This window comes from Pseudonocardia sp. NPDC046786, from assembly GCF_040645415.1.
Classification (GTDB): Bacteria; Actinomycetota; Actinomycetes; order Mycobacteriales; family Pseudonocardiaceae; genus Pseudonocardia; species Pseudonocardia kongjuensis.
On the sequence record NZ_JBEYYF010000023.1, the window covers coordinates 1 to 19,765 of the forward strand.

The window sequence follows — 19,765 nt, forward strand, 5'->3', positions numbered from 1 at the left end:
CCGGCGAGACCGGACACCACCCCCGCGGTCCTGAAGTAGGACAGCCGGGCGTCGCCGCCGGAACCCTCCGTTCCGGCGGGCCCGTCCGCGCGTTCCCGGCCGCCCCGGCTGCTGGTCGTCGCGGCACTGGTGGTGGCGGGACTGGCGGCGTTGCCGCTGGTCTGGCTGCTGGTCCGGGTCGCGGAGGCCGACCCGGACCGGGTGCTGGCGCTGCTCGCGCGGTCCCGGACCGTCACCCTCGCGGTCAACTCGGCGCTGCTGGTGGCGCTGGTGTCCGCCGGCTGCCTGGTACTCGGACTGGTGACGGCGACGCTGCTGGCCCGGGTCCGGCTGCCCCGGCCGGGCCTGTGGTGGGTGCTGGCCGCGCTGCCGCTGGCGGTGCCGTCCTACCTGCTCGCGTTCGCGGTGCTCGCCGTCCGGCCGGAGTCGCGGGGCCTGGTCCCGCTGGTCGCGGTACTGGTGCTGGCCTGCACGCCGTACGTGACGGTGCCCGCGGCGGCCGCGCTGCGCGCCGCCGATACCGGGCCGGAGGACGCCGCCCGCACCCTGGGCCGCGGCCCGGTCGCCGCGTTCTGCCGGGTGACGCTGCCGCAGGCGCTGCCGGCCGCACTCGCCGGGACCCTGCTCGCGGCGCTGTACACGCTGTCCGACTTCGGCGCCCCCGCGCTGCTGCGCTACGAGTCGTTCACCTGGGCGGTGCAGGCCGCCTACGAGGGCACGATCGACCGCACCGGGGCCGCGGTGACGGCGCTGGTGCTGGCCGCGCTGACCCTGCTGCTGGTGGTGGCCGAGCGGACCGCCCGGCGCCGCTGGACCCGGGCCGGTGCGACGACCGCGGTGCACCGGGTCCCGCCCGCCCGGCTCGGCCGGGGAGGCACCGCGCTGGCAGTCACCGGGCTCGGGACGGTCGCGGCGGTAAGCCTGCTCGGGCCGCCGGTGGTGCTCGTCGGCCGGATCGTCGCCGCGGGCGGGGTGTCGGTGGACTGGGCCCGGCTGGCGTCGGCGGCCTGGTCGACGCTGCTGCTGGCCGGCGCGGCGGCGCTGCTCGCGGTGCTGATGGCGCTGCCGGTCGGCATGCTGGCCGCCCGGTACCGGGGCCGGCTGGTGGCCGGCGTCGAGTCGACCGCCTATCTCGGCCAGGGGCTGCCCGGCGTGGTGGTCGGGTTGTCGCTGGTGTTCTTCTCGCTGGCCGTGGTGCCCGGGCTCTACCAGACCGCCGCGGTGCTGGTGTTCGGCTACGCGGTGCTCTACCTGCCGAAGGCGGTGGGGGCGACCCGGGCGTCCGTCGAACGGGTCCCGGTGGAGGCCGAGGAGGTCGCCAGGACGCTCGGCCGGTCCGGGCAGGCGACCTGGTGGGCGGTGACGGCCCGGCAGGCCTGGCCCGGGGTGGCGGCCGGCGGTCTGCTGGTGATGGTGACCGCCATGAAGGAGCTCCCGGCGACGCTGATGCTGCGCCCGACCGGGACGGACACGCTCGCCACCCAGCTGTGGGCGCAGACGTCGCTGGGCGCCTACGGCGCCGCGGCCCCGGCCGCGCTGGCACTGTTGCTGCTGGCCTGCGTGCCGGCGGCGCTGCTGGTGCGGGCGGGCACGGAGCGGCCGGACCGGCCCGGCGGGACCGGGCACCGGCGCCCGGCGGACGGCGACGCAGGCGCCGGCCGGGGATCGATGACGACGGGGGACCGATGACTCTGACGGTGCGCGGGATCGTCGCGGGCTACGGGGGCGATCCCGTGCTGCACGGCGTCGACCTCGACGTGCGGGCCGGCGAGCTGGTGTCGGTGCTGGGGGCCAGCGGCAGCGGGAAGACGACCCTGCTGCGGGTGGCCGCCGGTCTGCACCGGCCGGACGCCGGACGGGTGCTGGTCGGCGGCGCGGACGTCACCGACGTGTCGCCGGAGCGCCGCCGGGTCGGGCTGGTGCCGCAGGAGGGCGCGCTGTTCGCGCACCTCGACGTGCGGGGCAACGTCGGGTTCGGGCTGGTGCCCACCGGGCTGGCCCGGCTCCGTCCGGACCGGGCCGCCCGCGCTGCCGCCCGGGACCGGGTCGCCGAGCTGCTGGACCTGGTGGGGCTCGCCGGCAAGGCGGACCGGATGCCGCACCAGCTCTCCGGCGGCGAACGCCGCCGGGTCGCGCTGGCCCGCGCGCTGGCGCCGCGGCCGGAGGTGGTGCTGCTCGACGAGCCGTTCTCGGCGCTGGACGCCGGCCTGCGCGAGCAGGTGCGCGGGGACGCCGTCGCCGCGCTGCGGATCGCCGGCTCCACCGCCGTCCTGATCACCCACGACCGGCGGGAGGCGCTGTCGGTGAGCGACCGGGTCGCCGTCCTGCACGACGGGCGGCTCGAGCAGACCGCCGCGCCGCGCGAGCTCTACGCGACCCCGGCGACCGCCCGGGTCGCGGGCTTCGTCGGCGACGCGGCGCTGCTGCCCGGAACTGCCACCGGCGACCGGGTCAGCACCGCGCTCGGGTCGGCGCCGCTGCGGCCCGGCTGCCCGGCCGGCGAGGTGCTCGCCGTGCTGCGGCCCGAGCAGCTGCGGCTCACCGCGCAGACCGGCCCCGGCGGGGCGGGCGCGCTCGCCGCGGTGGAACAGGTCGAGTTCCTCGGCGAGGCGCTGCTGGTGACCGCGCGCCCGGAGGGGGGTCCGGCGGTCCGGGTGCGGGCCGCGGCGGGGGAGGGCTGGCGGGCCGGGGACGTCTGCCGGGTGCACACCGACGGGCCGGTGCACGTGGTGCCGGTCCGCTGATCTCGGGCGCGCCGACCTGAGGCGCTGACCTCGGGAGCGCTGATCCGGTGCCCCGGCGGCCGGGGCACCGGTCCGGTTCACGCCGCGGGCGCCTGCTCCGGGCGGTCGGCGGCCAGCCTCGCCAGTCGCTTCTCGGTCGGCCAGCGCACGTCGTGCGCCCAGCCGAGCAGCTCGAAGAGCCGGATGACGCCCGCCGAGATGTCGATCTCCCACCGGCCGACGCCGTGCCGGGCCGAGGTCGGGTCGGCGTGGTGCAGGTTGTGCCAGGACTCGCCCATGCTCGGGATCGCCAGGAACCAGACGTTGGTGGACCGGTCCCGGGCCCGCCACGGCCGCTCGCCGACCAGGTGGCAGATCGAGTTCGTCGACCACGCCACGTGGTGCGACACGGCGATCCGGACCAGCCCGGCCCAGAAGAACGCGGTGAGCGCGCCCCACCAGCTGGCCGTCACGATCCCGCCGATCAGCGCGGGCACCAGCAGCGACGCGACGGTCAGCGCGGAGAACGCGCGGTGCACCCGGTCGATGTCGCGGTCGTCGAGCAGATCGGGGGTGAACCGGCGCTGGTCGGTGAGCGAGCGGTCGAAGATCCAGCCCATGTGGGCGTGCCAGAACCCGCGGACGAGCGCCGCCGGCGAGGTGCCGTACCGCCACGGCGAGTGCGGGTCGCCCTCGGCGTCGGCGTGCGCGTGGTGCCTGCGGTGGTCGGCGACCCAGTGCCGCACCGGTCCCTGCACGGCCAGGCTGCCGGCCACCGCCAGCGCGATCCGCAGCGGCCGGTTCGCCTTGAACGAGCCGTGCGTGAAGTACCGGTGGAACCCGACGGTCACGCCGAGCATCGACACCACGTACATCCCGATCGCGAGACCGGCGTCCAGCCAGGTGAGGCCCCAGCCCCAGGCCAGCGGCACGGCGGCGACGAGCGCGATCGCCGGGACGATCGCGAAGGCGTAGACGAACAGGTGCGGGACGGGATGGCGGAGCCGGTCGGAGAGATCACGGGGAGCCGCTGGCCGGGTTTCGGTCACGAACGGTCATCGTTCCGGTTCACACCACTCGGGGCAGTGGGGAGAACCCCCCGAGCCGCGGTCATCACGGCGCGGGCGTTCGCGAGATGGCACACCATCACCGCGGCCGCCCAGCCGCCGTCACCGGCCCGCAGCGCGGCCACGATCTCCACGTGGTGGGCAAGGCTACGGGCCAGCGACGCGTCGTCATAGCTGTGGAAGGTCCGCAGCACGACCGGTGCGTGCACGACGCCGGCCAGCGCGGCGGTGAGCGTCGGTGCGCCGGCGATCTCCAGCAGCCGGGCGTGGAAGAGCCGGTTGCGTTCCACCAGCCGGTCGAGGTCACGGCCCGGGCCGGGGGAGCCGATCGCGAGCATGTCCCGGGCGAGCGCATCGAGCTCGTCGAGATCGGCGGCGCTCGCCCGGGCCGCCGCCCGCTCGGTGGCGCGCGGCTCCAGGGCGCGGCGGACGTCGAACACGTCCTCCAGGTCGGCCTCGGTGAACCGGGTGACCCGGGCGCCGCGGTGCGCGTGCAGCTCGACCAGGCCCTCGGCGGCCAGCCGGGACAGCGCCTCGCGCACCGGCGTGCGGGACAGCCCGAGCCGCTCGGCGAGCTCCACCTCGCCGAGATGCGCCCCACCCGGCAGGTCGCCGGACAGGATCGCCTCGCGCAGCGTCGCCTGGGCCCGCTCGGACGCCCTGCGGGGTGCGCCCTCGGTCATCGTGCACCTCCCGTTGTATGCAACTGCGGAGTGTGTCAGGTCACCGACGCGAGACCAAGGGGTGTTCATGCCCGCCTTCCCCAGGCAGGCTTGGGGCGGTTGTACACAACGAGGGAAGGATTGCCGTGGGGGATCTGCTCAGCAAGCCCGGCGACCGGCGGGCCCGCCTGCGCGCCCTGCTCGACTCCGGCGAGCCGGTGCTCGCCCCCGGTGCCTACGACGCGCTGTCCGCCCGGCTGATCGAGCAGGCCGGGTTCGACGCGGCGTACATGACCGGCTTCGGCTCGACCGCCGGCCTGCTCGGCCGCCCCGACGTCGGCCTGCTCGGCGGCGCCGAGATGGCCGCGCACGCCGCCCGGCTGGCCGACGCCGTCGACCTGCCGTTGATCGCGGACGCCGACACCGGCTACGGCAACCCGGTCAACGTGATCCGCACCGTGCGCGACTACGAGCGGGCCGGGGTCGCCGCGCTGCACCTGGAGGACCAGGTGATGCCCAAGCGGTGCGGGCACATGGCGGGCAAGCAGGTCGTCCCGGCCGGCGAGATGGCGGCGAAGATCAGGGCCGCGGTCGACGCCCGCAGCGACCCGGACCTGCTGGTCATCGCCCGCACCGACGCCGCGGCGGTGGACGGCCTGGACGCCGCGATCGACCGGGCGAGGCGCTTCGCCGACGCCGGCGCCGATCTCCTCTTCGTCGAGGCGCCCACCTCGGAGGCGCACATCGAGCAGGTCGCCACCGCGCTGCAGGGGCACAAGCTGGTGTTCAACTGGGCGGAGGGCGGACGCACCCCGCCGCTGTCCCGGGGCCGGCTCGCCGAGCTCGGTTTCGCGCTGGTGCTGTTCCCGATCGGCACCCTGCTGGCGGCCACCGCGGCGATGGGTGAGTTCCTGCGGGTGCTGCGCACCGACGGCACGCCCGCCGCGATGCTCGACCGGCTCGGCGGCGTCGACCCATTCGCCGAGCTCGTCGGGCTCGGCGAGATCCGGGAGCTGGAGCAGCGCTACCGGGACTGAACCGCGGCCACCACGAGTGGCGCGGCCGTGTGTCCTGACCCACACTCGATCGTGCGTGTCCCGCTGACCTGCGGCCGTCACCCGAGGTGGCCGGGCGGCGGTGTTCCCAGGTGGTGAATAGTGCAACCCGAGCCCAGCTCCCCGGCCGGTGTCCGGCGGCGGACCGCGTGCGGGCGTCCGGCGTGACCCGGCCCGTCCCGCGGCCCGACCGTCCGGACCGGCCGGTCCCCGCCGCACCCCCGGTACGTCCCGCCCGGCCCGGGCTGGTCGCCGTGCCGCCCGTCCCCGAGCCCGTCGCCCGCCCGGCGGCCGAGCGGCCGGAGGCGGAGCGCCTGCGGCAGAACCTCGCCCGGGTGCTGGCCGGACTGCGCTGGCCCGCGTTCCGCTGGCAGGTGCTGGCCGAGGCGGAGGCGTGGGGGGTGAGCGGGGTGACCCGCGAGCAGCTGCAGCCGCTGCCCGACGGCCGCTATCCGTCGCTCGACGCGGTCCTGGAGATGCTCGCCGCGGTCGCCCGGGGCGGGCTCCGCAGCGCTAGCGGGCCGTCCGCGCCGCCGCCGGCCGGCCGGCCCGCGGTGTGGCCGGGATTCCGCCCGCACCTCGCGCACCCGTTGCGGCGGGCTCCGGGCCGGTCGCCGTCGGGCTGACCGGTGCGGCTCGCCCGCGCAGGGTCCGCGGCCCGGCCTGATGGCCGGGGCCGGCGGTCCCGAACGCGCCGGCCCCGGCCATGGGGCGCCACCCGCCCGCTCCCCAGCGACGGGTGGTGGTCCTGCGGGGTGCCGATCCCGAGGTCGGCCCGACAAGGGTGACTCGGCGCCCGGTCGGTCAGCAGGGTCGAAGGTCCCTCCCGGACCGGGACGTCCGTGTCCAGGCCGACAGCCGGTGATGTATATCACGCGACCGGACGATCCGGCCAGTGAATCGCCGGGGACCGGTTCCGGCGGATCGATCCAGCCTCGAGCGCCGGTGTGACCGGCGGCCGACCGGGAACGCTCCCGGTGAGCGGCCCGCGCGGGCCGCGTGACGAGGAGGGGGCGACGTGCGCGACGACCAGGTGACCGGGCTCGCTGTGGAGACCGCCGCGCCGGGGGTGCGACTGGTCCGGGTGACCGGCAGGCTGGACCGCCGGGGCGCCGAGGCGATCGGCAGGCTGATCGAGGCCCAGCGCGCCTGCGGCACCGCTCCGGCGCACGTCGTGCTCGACCTGGGTGGGGTCGGCGAGTTCGACGGCGCCGCGACCGAGACGCTCGGGGAGGTGGCCGCGCGCTCCCGCGACGGTGGCGTGCGGGTGCACCTCGCCGGCTGCGGCGGGCGGGCCGAGCTGCTGCCGCTGCGCGCCCACGAGGTGCTGCTGCGGTGCAGCGCCTACCCGTCCGCGGAGGCCGCGGTCCGCGACCTCACCGACCGGGCCGCCGTCCCGCGGCCGCGGGCGGCCGCGCGGGGCGGGTTCGCCGGGGCCGCGCCCGCGGGGTGACGGCCGGCATCACGCTCACCCGGTGACGACCGGGGTCGTGCTGACCCGGTGACGGCCGGGGTCGCACAGACCGGGTGACGGGGTCGTGCTGCCCGCGCCGCCTGATCAGGCGTCCGGGTCGGTCCGGGCCCAGGCGTCCGCCGCGGCGGCCAGCGCCGCGTCGTCGAGTTCCCCGGGCAGTCGCAGGCGGGACAGGCCGCCGTCCGGGAAGACGTCCAGCCGCAGGTGCGTCGCCGCCCCGGCGCCGGGCAGCGAGAACCGGTGCCGGGTGTCGGGCTGCACCCGCTCCCGGTCCAGCAGCGTCGTCCATCCGCCGCCCGCGCGCTCGTCCCGGGTGGCGACCGAGACCCGGCCCGGCGCGTTCCCGACGAACCAGGTGGTGTCGATCTCGGCGTACCGCGGCACCCCGGCGGCGCCCAGCGCGAACTCCACCCAGTCGTTGCCGCCGCCGCGGCGGCGGGCGTTCTCCCAGCCCTCGCCCATGTGCCGGGCCGATCCGGGCAGCAGCAGGTTGCCGGGGGAGGAGTAGAACGCGTCCGAGCAGCCGGTGACCCGGCCGCCGTTCTCGGCGGCGACCAGGTCGACGGTGCCCGCCATGAACCGCGGATCGGGCAGCGCCCGGCCGCGGGCCCGGAACCGGGCGATCCCGCCGTCCGGGTGCATGATCAGCCGCAGGTGCGTGAAGCGGTGCGGGTCGTGCACCGGGTAGGTGTTCGCGGTGTCGCCGGCGCAGGCCGAGCGCGGCACGATCTCGTGCCAGCGGGCCGCGGCCAGCTCGTCGGGGGAGGGATGGCCCGCGACGGCGGCGGCCTCGACGGCGATCTCCGGCGGGTAGTTCCCGGTGAAGAACGCGGTGTCGACGACGACGTGGTCGAGCACGCCGGGGACGCCGAGCCGGACGATCGCCCAGTCGTGCCCGGGCGAGCGCCGTCGCCGGGTCTCCCAGCCGTCGTAGACCTTGCCCTTGAGGCCGAACTCGTCCGGGTCGAACCGGGGCGGCGCGACGGTGACCAGGTTCTCGCGGTGGGCGAAGAACTCGTCGTTGGCGGCGACGACGGAGCCGCCGAGCGCGCGGGAGGCGAGATCGACCAGGGACGGGTCGGGAGATGTCACGGACGGTCCTCACGGTGGGTCTGGCGGGGCGCGGGCAGGGTCAGCCAGCCGAACGGGTCGGCGGTCACCGGCCGGTACTCCAGGCTGATCCGGCCGCGGTAGCCGGCGGCGGCGACCCGGTCGACCAGCGCCGCGATCGGCAGGTTCCCGGTGCCCGGCTCGCCGCGGCCGGGTGCGTCGGCGATCTGGACGTGCCCGATCCGGCCGGCGTACCGGTCGATCGCGGCGGCCGGGTCGTCACCGTTGACGGCGAGATGGAAGACGTCGAGCAGCAGCCGCACGTCGTCGGAGCCGGTCCGGTCGAGCACGGCGACGGCGTCGGCGGCGGTCCGCAGCGGGTAGCGGTCGATCCCGCTGATCGGCTCCAGCAGCGCGACCGCGCCGATCCGGGCCGCGGCCCGGCCGGCCAGTGCCAGGTTCTCCGCGGCGGTCTCGTCCTGCGCGGCCGGGTCGGCGCCGTCGAGCCGGTTGCCGTACAGCGCGTTGAACCCGGTGCTGCCGAGCTGCGCCCCGATGCCGACCGCGACGTCGAGGTTGTCGGCGAACTCGGCGCGCCGGGCCGGGTCGGAGAGGATGCCGCGCTCACCGGCGGCCATGTCCCCGGCGGCGAGGTTCAGTCCGGACAGGACGACGCCGGCGTCGGACACCGCGGTGACGAACGTGTCGATCTCGGCGTCGCGGGGCACCGGGTCGTCGAACGGCCACCAGAACTCGATCGCGTCGAACCCGGCGGCGGCCGCGGCGGCGGGCCGCGCGGTGATCGGCAGGTCCGGGAACAGGATCGAGCAGTTGGCGGTGGGCGGCAGCGGCAGGGTGACCGGGGCGGGCACGGCTCAGGCCGGTTCGGGCAGGCCGCGGTAGGACCGCCAGCCGCCGTGCCCGGTGATGTCGGTCAGCTCGCCGGCCTGGCGTTCCAGGACGCCCGGCCGCAGCCCGACGGCGAGCACGTCCCGGCCGTCGTCGAGCTCGATCACGGTGAGCTCCAGCTCGGGCGGCTCGTCCGGCAGGAAGTCGGTGCGGATCGCCGACAGCGGGACGTCGTAGATCTCGCCGGCCAGCGGCACGCCGCCGGACGGGTCCTCGACCAGCGCCGGGAACTCGTCGCGCACCGAGTACATCCGGTAGTGCGGCGCGGTGCGGACGGCCCCGCGGAACGGGTGGGCGGAGACGTTGTGGTGCAGGCGCCCGCCGCGCATCGCGTCGCCGGAACAGAACAGAGCGGTCACGGTGGCCTCCAGCCGTTCCACGATCCGGAAAGCGGGTTCCGGCGGAAGAACATGATCCGAACACGACGCCCGGGGGCTGTCAAGGCTGCACTAGCCTGCGGGGGTCCGGCGAGCACGACGCGGTGCGGCCCCGCCGGGGGTGGCGCCGGTGGACGTGCGGGAGGACCGATGACGAGCTACGACCTGGTGGTCCGCGGCCGGCGGATCATGACGACCGCGGGGGAGCGCCCGGGGGAGGTCGGCGTCGCGGACGGCCGGATCGCCGCCGTCGAGCCGGCCGGTGCCGCGCTCGCCGGGACCCGGGAGATCGAGCTCGCCGACGACGAGGTGCTGCTGCCCGGGCTGGTCGACACGCACGTGCACGTCAACGAACCCGGCCGCACCGAGTGGGAGGGGTTCGCCTCGGCCACCCGCGCGGCCGCCGCGGGCGGTGTCACCACGCTGGTCGACATGCCGCTCAACTCGGTGCCGCCGACCGTCGACGTCGCGGCGCTGGAGGTCAAGCGTGCGGTGGCCGGCCCGCAGGCGGTCGTCGACGTCGGGTTCTGGGGCGGCGCCGTCCCCGGCAACCTCGGTGACCTGCGCGGGCTGCACGACGAGGGCGTCTTCGGCGTGAAGTGCTTCCTGCTGCACTCCGGGGTGGACGAGTTCCCGCCGCTGGACGTCGACGGGATGGAGCGCTACCTGGCCGAGCTGGCCGCCTTCGACGGGCTGCTGATCGTGCACGCCGAGGACGCGCGGGCGGTCGACGAGGCGCCCGCCGCGCACGGCCCGCGGTACGCCGCGTTCCTCGCGTCCCGCCCGCGCGGCGCGGAGAACCTGGCGATCGCCCAGGTGATCGAGCGTGCCCGGTGGACCGGCGCGCGGGCGCACGTGCTGCACGTGTCGTCGTCGGACGCGCTGCCGATGCTCGCCGGCGCGCGCCGGGACGGTGTCCGGATCACCGCCGAGACCTGCCCGCACTACCTGACCCTGTTCGCCGAGGAGATCCAGGACGGCGCGACCACCCACAAGTGCTGCCCGCCGATCCGGGAGGCGGCGAACCGGGAGCTGCTGTGGGCGGGCCTGCTGGACGGCACGATCGACTGCATCGTCTCCGACCACTCACCGTCCACGATCGACCTGAAGCATCTCGACACCGGCGACTTCGGGCTCGCCTGGGGCGGGGTGTCGTCGCTGCAGCTCGGGCTCCCTCTGGTGTGGACCGAGGCCCGCCGGCGCGGGATCGGGCTGGACCGGGTCGTGCGGTGGATGGCCGCGGCGCCCGCCGAGCTGGTCGGCCTGACCGGCAAGGGCCGGATCGCCCCCGGGTACGACGCCGATCTGGTCGTCTTCGCCCCGGACGCCGCGTTCGTCGTCGATCCGCACCGGCTGCACCACCGCAACCCGGTCAGCGCCTACGCGGGGCGTCCGCTGGCCGGTGTCGTCCGCCGGACCGTGCTGGCCGGGCACGACGTCGACCCGACGGGCACCCCGCGCGGCCGGTTGCTGCGCCGCGGATCGCGGAGCGGCTAGGGTTTCCGTCATGCGGAACAGCGATACCGGGGACGACGACGCCGCCGGCGGGGCCGCCGCCCCGGTCCGTTCCGGCACCGTGCAGTCGGTGGAGCGCGCGGTCGATCTGCTGGAGGCGATGGCCGACGCCGGGGGGACGGTCAGCCTGTCCCACCTGGCCGCGTCCTCCGGGCTGCCGCTGCCCACGATCCACCGGCTGGTCCGCACCCTGGCCGGGCGCGGCTACGTGCGCCAGCAGTCCTCCCGCGAGTACGCACTCGGCCCCCGGCTGGTGCGCCTCGGCGACACCGCGGGCCGGCTGGTCGGGGTGTGGGCGCGGCCGCGGTTGGCCGAGCTGGTCGACGCGCTCGGCGAGAGCGCCAACCTGGCGCTGCTGGAGGGCAACCAGGTCGTCTACGTCGCCCAGGAGCCCGGCCGGCACTCGATGCGGATGTTCACCGAGGTGGGCAGGCGGGTCTCGCCGCACTGCACGGCCGTCGGCAAGGCGATGCTCGCCCGGATGGCGCCGGACCGGGTCCGGGAGATCATGCGGCACACCGAGCTGGTGGCGCACACCGACAACACCATCACCGACCGGGACGCCTTCGCCGCCGAGCTGGACCGGGTCCGGGCCGCCGGGTACGCGCTGGACGAGGGTGAGCAGGAGCTCGGGGTGCGCTGCGTGGCCGTCGCGCTGGACGGGCCGCTACCCGCCGCCATCTCCATCTCCGGGCCGACCACCCGGATGACCGACACGCTGCTGGAGTCCGCGGTGCCGCTGCTCCGCGCCGCCGCCGACCGGGTGGCGCTGGAGACCTGATCACCGTCCGGTGGAGGTCCGGTGCCATCCGCGGCACCGGTTCCCCACCGGACCGCGATCACTCGGGTGAACGCTGCTCCGGCGATCGGCCCCGGCGGAGATCCGGCTCGCCGATGCTGCGGCGATGCAGTCGATGCACCTGCCCGAGCTGCTCACCCGGCAGGCCGGGGTGCTGTCCCGGGCCCAGGCCCTGCGCTGCGGCGTCGGTGCCCGGACGGTCGCCCGCCGCCGGGCCACCGGGGCGTGGACCGAGCTGTTCCCCGGCGTCTACCTGGTGTCCGGGCACCGGTTGTCCGCGGAGGCGCGGATCCGGGCGGTGTCGCTGTGGGCCGGGGACCGGTGCACCCTGCACGGCCCGTCCGCCGCGTTCTGGCACGGCATGCTGTCCGGGCTCCCCGCACCGCTGACGGTGACCGTCCCACGGACGCTGCGGCGCCCCGCCCGGCCGGGGGTCCGGTTGCGGCACAAGGATCTCCCGGCCGACGACCGGGTCGTCGTCCGGCAGGTGCGGGTCACCTCCGCCGCGCTGACCGTGCTGGAGACGGCCGCGGTGCGCGAGGACGGGGCGGCGTTCCTCGACCGTGCACTGCAGCGGCACGTGTCCCCGGCGCAGCTGGCGGGCGCCCACCACCGGGCACTGGGCGGGCACGGCATGGGCCGGGCCGGCCGGCTGCTGGTCGGGGCGATGGACCGGGCCGACTCGGCCGCCGAGCGGCGGCTGGTGGCCCTGTTGCGGGACGCCGGGCTCGCCGCCGGGCTGGTCCGCGGCATGGCCTTCGGGCGGTGGACGGTGGACCTGGCCTTCCCCGGTGAGCGGGTGGCGATCGAGGTCGACGGCTGGGCGTGGCACGTCGACAGCGAGCGCTTCCGCACCGACCGGCGCAAGCAGAACGCGCTGGTCGCCGCCGGCTGGACGGTCCTGCGGTTCACCTGGGCGGACATCCATGACCGGCCCGGCCGGACCGTCGCCGCGATCCGCGACGCCGTGCACCACGGCCGGTGATCGTCCTCCGGTGGAGGTCCGGTGCCATCGGGGGCACCGTTCCTCCACCGGACCGCGATCACCAGCCGGCGAAGGCGGGGCCGGGATCGGGCAGGTCGTCGCGCCGGACGGCGCCCTCGATCAAGCCGTAGGGGCGGTCGTCGGCGTGGAAGACCTCGCCCGGGTTGTCCAGGCCGAACGGGGACAGGTCGACCAGCAGGTGGTGCTTGTTCGGCAGCGAGAGCCGGATCTCGCCGATCCCCGGCCCGGCGGTCAGCACCGCCACCCCCACGTGGTGCAGCGTCTGCTGCAGGGACAGGCTGTGGTGCCCGGCGAACGCCGAGGTCAGTGCGCTGAGCACGGTCCGGTGCGAGTCGTTCCAGTCCGCCGGGTCGTCGACGTGCCACCACTGCGCGCTCACCTCGGTGGCCAGCATCCGGTCGGTGGTCGGGGCGAGGGTGGTGTAGCGGTCGACGTGGAAGCCGTGGAACTCCGAGCCGGTGGTCTTGAGCACGACCAGCCCGGCCACCCCGGAGACGGTCCAGCCGCCACCGTCGTCGGTCGCGGTCACCGTGGTCGTGCGGGTGTGCCCACCGTCGCGAGTGAAGGCGTGCGGGTGCGGCTGCCCGTCGTGCTCCAGCCGTCGCCACGGATAGGTCTCGATCCGCACCCGGGCCCGGGACACCTGGGGGACCGCGGTGAAGTGCCGGGCCAGCGCCCGGCCGAACGCTTCCGGCGCACCGACGGCGTTCCCGGCCTCCCTGGCGAAGGCGTTCACCGTGTTCCGGATCGCGTCGGTGGTGAGCACCCCGCTGTTGTCGCCGGTCAGGTGGGTGTCGGCGAAGTCGCCGGACAGCGCCACCGACACGTTGTGATCGGCGATCCGGTGCGGATCGGTGTCCCGGAAGACCCGGACCACCCGGACCTCCGCCTTGCCGTACTGGGTGTGGCCGAGTACCGGCATCGTGTCAGCTCCCGAGGTAGGTGGAGTAGGAGTACGGCGACAGCAGCAGCGGGACGTGGTGGTGCCGGTCGGTCGTCGCCGGGCGGAAGACGATCGCTGCCTCCGGGAAGAACCCGCCGTACCCGGCGAGGTCGAACACGACCCGGTGGTCGGTGCCCGCGACGAGCGCGGCGTCGTCCGAGGCCCGCCAGCGGCCGTCGTCGTCGGTCCGGCCGGACGCGAGCGGGGACCAGCCGGTCCCGGACCGCACCTGCAGTCCGACCGGGACGCCCGCGGCGGGCGCGCCGCGGGCGGTGTCCAGCACGTGAGTGGAGAAGCTGCTCATCGGGTGAGCACCTCCCGCATCCGCAGCGCGGTGATCTCGGCGAGCTGCCCGGCCGCCTCGGCCCGCTCGGTGTCCGGGTCGTTGCCGAGCCGCCGCTGCAGCTCGGCGAGGATCTCCGCGGCGTCCCGCCCGGCGGCACGGATCAGGAACACGTGCCCGAACCGGCGCTCGTAGGCGGCGTTGCCGGCCGCGAGCCGCTCCCGGACGTCGTCGCCGGAGCCGTCCACCCCGGACTGCTCACGCCGGGAGAACGCGGCCCCGTCGGCATGCGCCCCTCCGGGGCGCTCGCCGATCCGGGGATGCCCGGCGAGCGCCGCCGCGGTGTCGGCCTCGCCCAGGTCCAGCACGGCGCGCCCGGCCGCCTCGACGGCCTGCCCGATGTCCGGGTACGGGCGCCCGGCGAGCAGCCGGTCGGCCCAGGCCGGCGAGGTGTTGCAGGCGCGCAGCACCGGGTGCAGCTCGTCCGGTGCGGCGGTGTTGAGCCGGTCGAGGGTGAGCGGATCGGGCATGCGTCCTTCTTCCGGGGCAGGGCGGTCGTGGGGCGGGGCTGTCGTTGGGGGCAGGGCGGGTCGTGGGGTCAGGGTGCCGGAGCTGCCGGTCGGGGACACCCTGGCCCGGCGGTTCGTGCACTCCTACGCCGATCGGATCATCGCGATGGCCGACCGGACGGGCGGGCGTTCGCTTCGCGTCGACGGCGCCGTGCTCGCCGACCTGGGCTCGCCGTACGGCTACGACAACGCCGTCGTGCTGACCGGCCCGCCCGACGCCGCCGGGCTGGACCGGGTGCTGGACGCGGCGGCCGGGCTGTTCCCGGCCGACCGGTGGTGGGTGCTGCTGTCGGTGTTCGCGCTGCCCGACCTGCGCGGCCGGGTCCTGGTGCCGGTCGGGCACCCGCCGCTGATGCTGCGCCCGCCCGGGCCGCTGCCGGTGCGTCCCGGCATTGAGGTCCGGACCGTGCCCGACGCCGATCCGGGCGACTTCGACCGGGTGCTGGTCGAGGGCTACGGGCTGGACACCACCGGCGGATCGGCGATCGCCGATCCCCGGCTCACCGGGGACCTGCTGCACCTGGTCGTCGGGTACGCCGGCGGTGAGCCGGTGGCGACGGCGGGAGCCTCGGTGCGGCACGGCATCGTCGAGATCGACCGGGTCGCGGTGCCGCAGCGGCACCGGCGCCGCGGCTACGGCACGGCGGTGACGGCCGCGGCCTGCGCCGTCGCACCGGACCTGCCGACCCTGCTGATCTCCAGCGACGACGGGCATCCGGTCTACACCCGGCTCGGGTTCTGGGACCTGTTCCGGACCACCACGTGGGAGCACCCGCCCTCCTGAGCAGCCTGAGCCCGACCGGCCAGGCCGGCGAGTGCCTCGGCGAGCCGCCGCTGCGCGGTCACCGCGTCGTGCGCGACGGCCGTCGCGAGCGCGCCGCGCACCGGCAGCGGGGACAGGCTCCAGCCGTCACCGGCCAGCGGCTCCGGTGCCGGGCCGGTGCTGATCACCACCTCGGTGCCGAGCACCCGGTGCCCGGCCAGGTGCGCGGCGGAGCCGTCGAGCAGCGGATCGCCGATCTCCTGGGTCTGCACCAGCAGCGGGCGGCCGTCGCAGCCGATCCGGACGGTGCCGCGGTAGCGGCCCGGCCGCTCCCCGGTCCGCCCGGCGACGAGCACGTCCCGGGCCCGCAGCGACGCGGTCGGGGCCAGCTCGGCCTCGAACACCGTGTGGTGGTCGGCGCGCCCGGTCACCACGGTCGGCTCGGGCAGGTAGGTCAGCGAGGCGCCGTCGGCGATCCGGCAGCGCAGCACCGTCCGGCTCGGCGAGCCGGTTCCCGGCAGCGCGACCGCCGCGGCGATCCCGGTCAGCAGCAGGTCCGCGCCGGGGCCGACGGTCACGTCGATCTCGACCCGGTCACCGGCCAGCGGACCGGCCGCCGAGCCGACCAGGTGCACCTGCGCGCCGGGCCCGGCGGCGCCGGCCGCACCGCGCCGCGGGACCAGTGCGAGCGGGGCCTGGGCCCGCAGCGTCGTCACCACGCTGCGGCCGTCCCGCCGCTGCACGGCCAGCGCCGCCCGGGCCCGCACTCACACCACCGCGCGGACGGCGGCGACCTGCTCCAGCACCCAGGCCCCGACGTCGCCGGCGCCCGGGTCCTCGACCAGCGACTGGGCGATCACCGGGAGCTCGCCGCGGATCCGGGCCGCGTCGCCGCGCATCACGTCGAGATCGGCGCCGACCAGCGGCGCCAGATCGGTCTTGTTGATCACCAGCAGGTCGGCGGTGGTCACCCCCGGCCCGCCCTTGCGGGGCACCTTGTCGCCGCCCGCCACGTCGACGACGAAGATCTGCCGGTCGACCAGACCGCGGGAGAACACTGCGGTCAGGTTGTCCCCGCCGGACTCGACGAGCACCAGGTCCAGGTCGCCGAACCGGTCTTCCAGCAGATCGATCGCGTCCAGGTTGGCGGTGATGTCGTCGCGGATCGCGGTGTGCGGGCAGCAGCCGGTCTGCACGGCCTCGATCCGGTCCGGGGCGAGCACCCCGGCCCGGCGCAGGAAGTCGGCGTCCTCGGTGGTGTAGATGTCGTTGGTGACGACGGCCAGCCGCACCCGCCCGGCGAGGCTGCGGGCCAGCGCCGCGACCAGCGCCGTCTTGCCGGATCCGACCGGCCCGCCGATGCCGATCCGGACCGCCCGGCCGGGGGTCGGCGCGGGGAGGTGGTGGTCGTGGTCGGTCTCGGTCGGGTCGAAGCTGATCAGGTGGCCGTGGCCGTGACCGGTCTGTGTGCCGCTGTCCTCAGGAGGCAAAGAGACGCACCCTCTCGCGGTGGTGTCGGACGTGGGACTCGGCCATCAGGTCGAGCACCGGCGCGCCGGGCGCCGGGAGGTCGGCGACCGGACCGGGCGCGAGCGTGGCCGCCTCGCGCACGATCGCGTCGAGCTCGGTGCCGAGCGCGACCAGCGCGGCGTTGACGGCGAACGGGTCCAGGCCGAGCAGCCGCACCGCCGCCGAGGCGGGCCCGGAGACGGCCAGGTAGCCGGTGCAGCGGGCGGCCGCCGCGGGGTCCTCGCCGGACCGGCCGATCACCGCCCCGACGAGCAGCGGATGGTGCGGCCGCGGATCGGCGGCGAGCAGCGCGCCGAGCACCGGCGACGGCCAGGCGGTCCGGACCGCCCGCAGCGCCGCCCTGCCCTGGGTCCGGGACGCCTCGCGCTGGGCGGCGGACGGGGTGCGCGCGTCGAGCTCGCGGTCCAGCACGACCCAGTCGGCGGTCGCGACGAACGACCGGTCGCCGGGCCCCGCCGCCGGGACCGGGGCCGCCCGGGCGGCCCGGTCGGCCCCGGCGGCGGCGAAGCAGGCGGCGACCCGGCCCGCGGTGCGCAACCGGCCGCGCAGGAACCCGGCGAGGGTGTCCACGTCGGACACCAGACCGCGGGAGACGGCCTCCTCCAGGCCACCGGAGTGCACGTGCCCGCCGCCGGGGAAGCGGGCGTCGGCGAGGACCAGCGAGGCGAGCCCGATCATCAGAACAGGAAGTACCGCTGCGCCATCGGCAGCTCGTCGACCGGCGCCGGCTCGACGACGGCGCCGTCGATCGTCACCTGGAACGAGTCGGGATCGACCCGCACCGCCGGCGTCGCGTCGTTGAGCAGCATCGACGACTTGCGCACCGACCGGGTGTCGGCGACCGGCACGCACGGCGTGGCCAGCCCGAGCCGCTCCGGTGTCCCCTCGGCGAGCGCTGACGGCGCCAGGAAGGTCAGCGAGCCGAGTGCGGCCGGGGTGTGCGCGTAGCCGAACATCGGCCGACCGTAGACCGGGCCGGGCGTCGGGATGGAGGCGTTCGCGTCGCCCATCTGGGCCCACGCGGCGAACCCGCCCTTGAGCACCACGGCCGGGCGCACCCCGAAGAACTTCGGCTCCCACAGCACCAGGTCGGCGAGCTTGCCGACCTCCACCGACCCGACGTGCTCGGCGGCGCCGTGCGCCAGCGCCGGGTTGATCGTGTACTTGGCGACGTAGCGCTGCGCGCGGGCGTTGTCGGCGCGCTCGGAGTCGCCGGGCAGCGGACCGCGGGCGGCCTTCATCACGTGCGCGGTCTGCCAGGTCCGGATGATCACCTCGCCGATCCGGCCCATCGCCTGCGAGTCGCTCGACATCATCGAGATGGCGCCCAGGTCGTGCAGGACGTCCTCGGCGGCGATGGTGGTCGGCCGGATCCGGGACTCGGCGAACGCCAGGTCCTCGGGCACCGAGGGGTTCAGGTGGTGGCAGACCATGAGCATGTCGAGGTGCTCGTCGAGGGTGTTGACGGTGTGCGGCCGGGTCGGGTTCGTCGACGACGGCAGGACGTGGCCGGTGGAGACGACCTCGATGATGTCCGGCGCGTGCCCGCCGCCGGCCCCCTCGGTGTGGAAGGCGTTGATCGAGCGGCCGGCGATCGCGTCCAGGGTGGACTGCAGGAAGCCCGCCTCGTTGAGCGTGTCGGTGTGGATCGCGGCCTGCACGCCGGTCTCCTCGCAGACCCGCAGGCAGGCGTCGATCGCCGCCGGGGTGGTGCCCCAGTCCTCGTGCAGCTTGAACCCGCCGGCCCCGGCGCGCAGCTGCTCGTGCAGCGCCTCGGCGGAGGTGGTGTTGCCCTTGCCCATGAGCAGCACGTTCACCGGCTGGTGGTCCATCGCGGCGAGCATCCGGCCGATGTTCCACGGGCCCGGGGTGACGGTGGTGGCCTTCGACCCGTCGACCGGGCCGGTGCCGCCGCCCATCAGGGTGGTCACCCCGGACGCGAGCGCGGTCTCGACCAGCTGCGGGCAGATGAAGTGCACGTGCGCGTCGATCCCGCCGGCGGTGAGGATCTTGCCGTTGCCGGAGAGGATCTCGGTGCCCGGGCCGATCACCAGCGCCGGATCGACGCCGTCCATCGTGTCCGGGTTGCCGGCCTTGCCGATCCCGACGATCCGGCCGTCGGACACCCCGACGTCGGCCTTCACCACGCCCCAGTGGTCCAGGATCACCGCGCCGGTGATCACCAGGTCGGGGCACTGCGCCGCGGTCACCGCGGCCTGCCCCATCGACTCGCGGATGACCTTCCCGCCGCCGAACATCACCTCGTCGCCGGACGCCGGGCCGCGGCTGCGGTCCTCGGTGACCTCGATCAGCAGGTTGGTGTCGGCGAGCCGGATGCGGTCGCCGGTGGTGGGGCCGTAGAGGTCGGCGTAGCGGGCGCGGTCGATGCCGGTCACCGGTCGTACCGCCGCTCGTCGAGCGCGCCGGACCGTTCCGGGCGCAGGCCGGGGACGCGGCGGGCGCCCTGCAGCGGCACCAGCGGCACCTCCCGTTCCACGCCGGGCTCGAACCGGACGGACGTCCCGGCCGGGATGTCCAGCCGCAGCCCCCAGGCGGCGTCCCGGTCGAACTCCAGGCCCGGGTTGGCGGCGGCGAAGTGGTAGTGCGAGCCGACCTGGACCGGCCGGTCGGCGGCGTTGACGACGACCAGCGTGGTCCGCTCCCGGCCGGGGTTGAGCTCCACCGGTCCGTCGCCGAGCAGGATCTCGCCGGGCCCGCCGGCGCCCGTCCCGCCGCTCATGCGATCGGCCCGTGCACGGTGACCAGCTTGGTGCCGTCCGGGAAGGTCGCCTCGACCTGCACCGAGTCCAGCATCTCGGGGACGCCGTCGAGCACGTCGGCGCGGGCCAGCACCTCGCGCCCGCTGGACATCAGCTCGTGCACGGGCCGCCCGTCGCGGGCACCCTCCAGGACGTGCTCGGTGATCAGCGCGACCGCCTCCGGGTGGTTGAGCCGCAGCCCCCGGTCACGACGGCGGCGCGCGACGTCGGCCGCCACGTGGACGAGCAGCTTGTCCCGCTCCTGAGGGCTGAGGTGCATG

The 19,765-nt window shown here is 76.0% G+C and carries 23 protein-coding genes; 9 read left to right on the plus strand and 14 right to left on the minus strand.

Annotated elements, in window-relative coordinates; genetic code table 11:
* Positions 1–132 precede the first annotated feature (132 nt).
* Both ABZ881_RS23965 and ABZ881_RS23970 read left to right on the plus strand, forming a co-directional pair.
* The gene (locus ABZ881_RS23965; RefSeq protein ID WP_358487786.1) at positions 133–1,689 is read left to right on the plus strand and encodes an ABC transporter permease subunit; all 1,557 of its coding nucleotides are present in this window, start codon (positions 133–135) and stop codon (positions 1,687–1,689) included.
* Positions 1,686–2,744, plus strand: coding sequence for an ABC transporter ATP-binding protein (locus tag ABZ881_RS23970; protein ID WP_358487788.1), 1,059 nt, complete (start codon positions 1,686–1,688; stop codon positions 2,742–2,744). Before ABZ881_RS23965 ends, ABZ881_RS23970 begins: the two co-directional genes overlap by 4 nt.
* Before the next feature lie 77 nt (positions 2,745–2,821).
* Here ABZ881_RS23970 and ABZ881_RS23975 read toward each other — a convergent pair whose 3' ends face one another.
* Positions 2,822–3,706 carry an acyl-CoA desaturase gene (locus tag ABZ881_RS23975; protein WP_344018000.1) on the minus strand — a complete coding sequence of 295 codons (885 nt, stop codon included), beginning with the start codon at positions 3,704–3,706 and terminating at the stop codon, positions 2,822–2,824.
* 62 nt (positions 3,707–3,768) lie between these two features.
* Positions 3,769–4,473: a GntR family transcriptional regulator gene (locus tag ABZ881_RS23980; protein ID WP_344017712.1), complete on the minus strand. Its 705-nt coding sequence runs from the start codon at positions 4,471–4,473 to the stop codon at positions 3,769–3,771.
* A 125-nt stretch (positions 4,474–4,598) separates the two neighbouring features.
* Here ABZ881_RS23980 and ABZ881_RS23985 point away from each other — a divergent pair, with 125 nt between their 5' ends.
* The 3 genes from ABZ881_RS23985 (at position 4,599) to ABZ881_RS23995 (ending at position 6,960) form a co-directional block, all read left to right on the plus strand.
* Positions 4,599–5,489, plus strand: a complete 891-nt coding sequence (locus tag ABZ881_RS23985; RefSeq protein ID WP_358487789.1) for an oxaloacetate decarboxylase — start codon at positions 4,599–4,601, stop codon at positions 5,487–5,489.
* A gap of 182 nt (positions 5,490–5,671) precedes the next feature.
* The gene (locus ABZ881_RS23990; protein WP_358487790.1) at positions 5,672–6,133 is read left to right on the plus strand and encodes a hypothetical protein; all 462 of its coding nucleotides are present in this window, start codon (positions 5,672–5,674) and stop codon (positions 6,131–6,133) included.
* 392 nt (positions 6,134–6,525) lie between these two features.
* Entirely contained in the window at positions 6,526–6,960 is a 435-nt protein-coding gene (locus tag ABZ881_RS23995; protein ID WP_358487792.1) for an STAS domain-containing protein, read from the plus strand.
* 105 nt (positions 6,961–7,065) lie between these two features.
* Here ABZ881_RS23995 and alc read toward each other — a convergent pair whose 3' ends face one another.
* From alc to ABZ881_RS24010, 3 genes are read right to left on the minus strand one after another with little or no spacing between them, the layout of a single operon-like run.
* Positions 7,066–8,073: an allantoicase gene (alc, locus tag ABZ881_RS24000; protein ID WP_358487793.1), complete on the minus strand. Its 1,008-nt coding sequence runs from the start codon at positions 8,071–8,073 to the stop codon at positions 7,066–7,068.
* Positions 8,070–8,903 (minus strand): TIM barrel protein, encoded by an 834-nt coding sequence (locus ABZ881_RS24005; RefSeq protein WP_358487795.1) that lies wholly within the window; start codon positions 8,901–8,903, stop codon positions 8,070–8,072. The genes alc and ABZ881_RS24005 overlap by 4 nt, the downstream gene beginning before the upstream one ends.
* 3 nt (positions 8,904–8,906) lie before the next feature.
* A complete protein-coding gene (locus ABZ881_RS24010) occupies positions 8,907–9,299 on the minus strand; it encodes an amidase (RefSeq protein WP_358487796.1) in 393 nt (130 codons plus the stop codon).
* Between the two features lie 168 nt (positions 9,300–9,467).
* On the opposite strand from ABZ881_RS24010, the gene allB reads away from it, so the two are divergent.
* The 3 genes from allB (at position 9,468) to ABZ881_RS24025 (ending at position 12,616) form a co-directional block, all read left to right on the plus strand.
* Positions 9,468–10,814, plus strand: a complete 1,347-nt coding sequence (gene allB / locus ABZ881_RS24015) for an allantoinase AllB (RefSeq protein WP_358487798.1) — start codon at positions 9,468–9,470, stop codon at positions 10,812–10,814.
* A 10-nt stretch (positions 10,815–10,824) separates the two neighbouring features.
* Positions 10,825–11,613 carry an IclR family transcriptional regulator gene (locus tag ABZ881_RS24020; protein WP_358487799.1) on the plus strand — a complete coding sequence of 263 codons (789 nt, stop codon included), beginning with the start codon at positions 10,825–10,827 and terminating at the stop codon, positions 11,611–11,613.
* Positions 11,614–11,737: 124 nt separating this feature from the next.
* Positions 11,738–12,616, plus strand: coding sequence for a DUF559 domain-containing protein (locus tag ABZ881_RS24025; RefSeq protein ID WP_358487800.1), 879 nt, complete (start codon positions 11,738–11,740; stop codon positions 12,614–12,616).
* Between the two features lie 58 nt (positions 12,617–12,674).
* Here ABZ881_RS24025 and pucL read toward each other — a convergent pair whose 3' ends face one another.
* The 3 genes from pucL to uraD are packed head-to-tail and all read right to left on the minus strand — an operon-like array spanning position 12,675 to position 14,393.
* Complete coding sequence (gene pucL / locus ABZ881_RS24030; RefSeq protein WP_358487802.1) at positions 12,675–13,559, minus strand: factor-independent urate hydroxylase; 885 nt, start codon at positions 13,557–13,559, stop codon at positions 12,675–12,677.
* A gap of 4 nt (positions 13,560–13,563) precedes the next feature.
* Positions 13,564–13,884 carry a hydroxyisourate hydrolase gene (gene uraH, locus ABZ881_RS24035; RefSeq protein WP_358487803.1) on the minus strand — a complete coding sequence of 107 codons (321 nt, stop codon included), beginning with the start codon at positions 13,882–13,884 and terminating at the stop codon, positions 13,564–13,566.
* Positions 13,881–14,393 carry a 2-oxo-4-hydroxy-4-carboxy-5-ureidoimidazoline decarboxylase gene (gene uraD, locus ABZ881_RS24040; protein ID WP_358487804.1) on the minus strand — a complete coding sequence of 171 codons (513 nt, stop codon included), beginning with the start codon at positions 14,391–14,393 and terminating at the stop codon, positions 13,881–13,883. Before uraD ends, uraH begins: the two co-directional genes overlap by 4 nt.
* A 73-nt stretch (positions 14,394–14,466) precedes the next feature.
* Between uraD and ABZ881_RS24045 the strand changes: the two genes are divergently transcribed.
* Positions 14,467–15,216, plus strand: a complete 750-nt coding sequence (locus tag ABZ881_RS24045; protein ID WP_358487806.1) for a GNAT family N-acetyltransferase — start codon at positions 14,467–14,469, stop codon at positions 15,214–15,216.
* On the opposite strand, the gene ABZ881_RS24050 is transcribed toward ABZ881_RS24045, so the two are convergent.
* From ABZ881_RS24050 to ABZ881_RS24075, 6 genes are read right to left on the minus strand one after another with little or no spacing between them, the layout of a single operon-like run.
* Positions 15,153–15,962: an urease accessory protein UreD gene (locus tag ABZ881_RS24050; protein ID WP_358487807.1), complete on the minus strand. Its 810-nt coding sequence runs from the start codon at positions 15,960–15,962 to the stop codon at positions 15,153–15,155. The two genes, ABZ881_RS24045 and ABZ881_RS24050, sit on opposite strands and share 64 nt — an antisense overlap.
* Entirely contained in the window at positions 15,963–16,685 is a 723-nt protein-coding gene (ureG, locus tag ABZ881_RS24055; RefSeq protein WP_358487809.1) for an urease accessory protein UreG, read from the minus strand.
* Positions 16,675–17,400, minus strand: a complete 726-nt coding sequence (locus ABZ881_RS24060; protein WP_358487906.1) for an urease accessory UreF family protein — start codon at positions 17,398–17,400, stop codon at positions 16,675–16,677. Before ABZ881_RS24060 ends, ureG begins: the two co-directional genes overlap by 11 nt.
* Before the next feature lie 2 nt (positions 17,401–17,402).
* The gene (locus ABZ881_RS24065) at positions 17,403–19,121 is read right to left on the minus strand and encodes an urease subunit alpha (RefSeq protein WP_344017693.1); all 1,719 of its coding nucleotides are present in this window, start codon (positions 19,119–19,121) and stop codon (positions 17,403–17,405) included.
* Positions 19,118–19,465, minus strand: coding sequence for an urease subunit beta (locus ABZ881_RS24070; RefSeq protein WP_358487810.1), 348 nt, complete (start codon positions 19,463–19,465; stop codon positions 19,118–19,120). Before ABZ881_RS24070 ends, ABZ881_RS24065 begins: the two co-directional genes overlap by 4 nt.
* Positions 19,462–19,764 carry an urease subunit gamma gene (locus ABZ881_RS24075; RefSeq protein WP_344017690.1) on the minus strand — a complete coding sequence of 101 codons (303 nt, stop codon included), beginning with the start codon at positions 19,762–19,764 and terminating at the stop codon, positions 19,462–19,464. Before ABZ881_RS24075 ends, ABZ881_RS24070 begins: the two co-directional genes overlap by 4 nt.
* Position 19,765: the final 1 nt, after the last annotated feature.

Bases quoted from the DNA above. Each gene is read 5' to 3' on its own strand.
- ABZ881_RS23970 (WP_358487788.1), top strand. From the start codon at position 1,686: ATGACTCTGACGGTGCGCGGGATCGTCGCGGGCTACGGGGGCGATCCC.
- uraD (WP_358487804.1), bottom strand. From the start codon at position 14,393: ATGCCCGATCCGCTCACCCTCGACCGGCTCAACACCGCCGCACCGGAC.
- pucL (WP_358487802.1), bottom strand. From the start codon at position 13,559: ATGCCGGTACTCGGCCACACCCAGTACGGCAAGGCGGAGGTCCGGGTG.
- uraH (WP_358487803.1), bottom strand. From the start codon at position 13,884: ATGAGCAGCTTCTCCACTCACGTGCTGGACACCGCCCGCGGCGCGCCC.
- allB (WP_358487798.1), top strand. From the start codon at position 9,468: ATGACGAGCTACGACCTGGTGGTCCGCGGCCGGCGGATCATGACGACC.
- ABZ881_RS23980 (WP_344017712.1), bottom strand. From the start codon at position 4,473: ATGACCGAGGGCGCACCCCGCAGGGCGTCCGAGCGGGCCCAGGCGACG.
- ABZ881_RS24075 (WP_344017690.1), bottom strand. From the start codon at position 19,764: ATGCACCTCAGCCCTCAGGAGCGGGACAAGCTGCTCGTCCACGTGGCG.
- ABZ881_RS24020 (WP_358487799.1), top strand. From the start codon at position 10,825: ATGCGGAACAGCGATACCGGGGACGACGACGCCGCCGGCGGGGCCGCC.
- ABZ881_RS24070 (WP_358487810.1), bottom strand. From the start codon at position 19,465: ATGAGCGGCGGGACGGGCGCCGGCGGGCCCGGCGAGATCCTGCTCGGC.
- ABZ881_RS24025 (WP_358487800.1), top strand. From the start codon at position 11,738: ATGCAGTCGATGCACCTGCCCGAGCTGCTCACCCGGCAGGCCGGGGTG.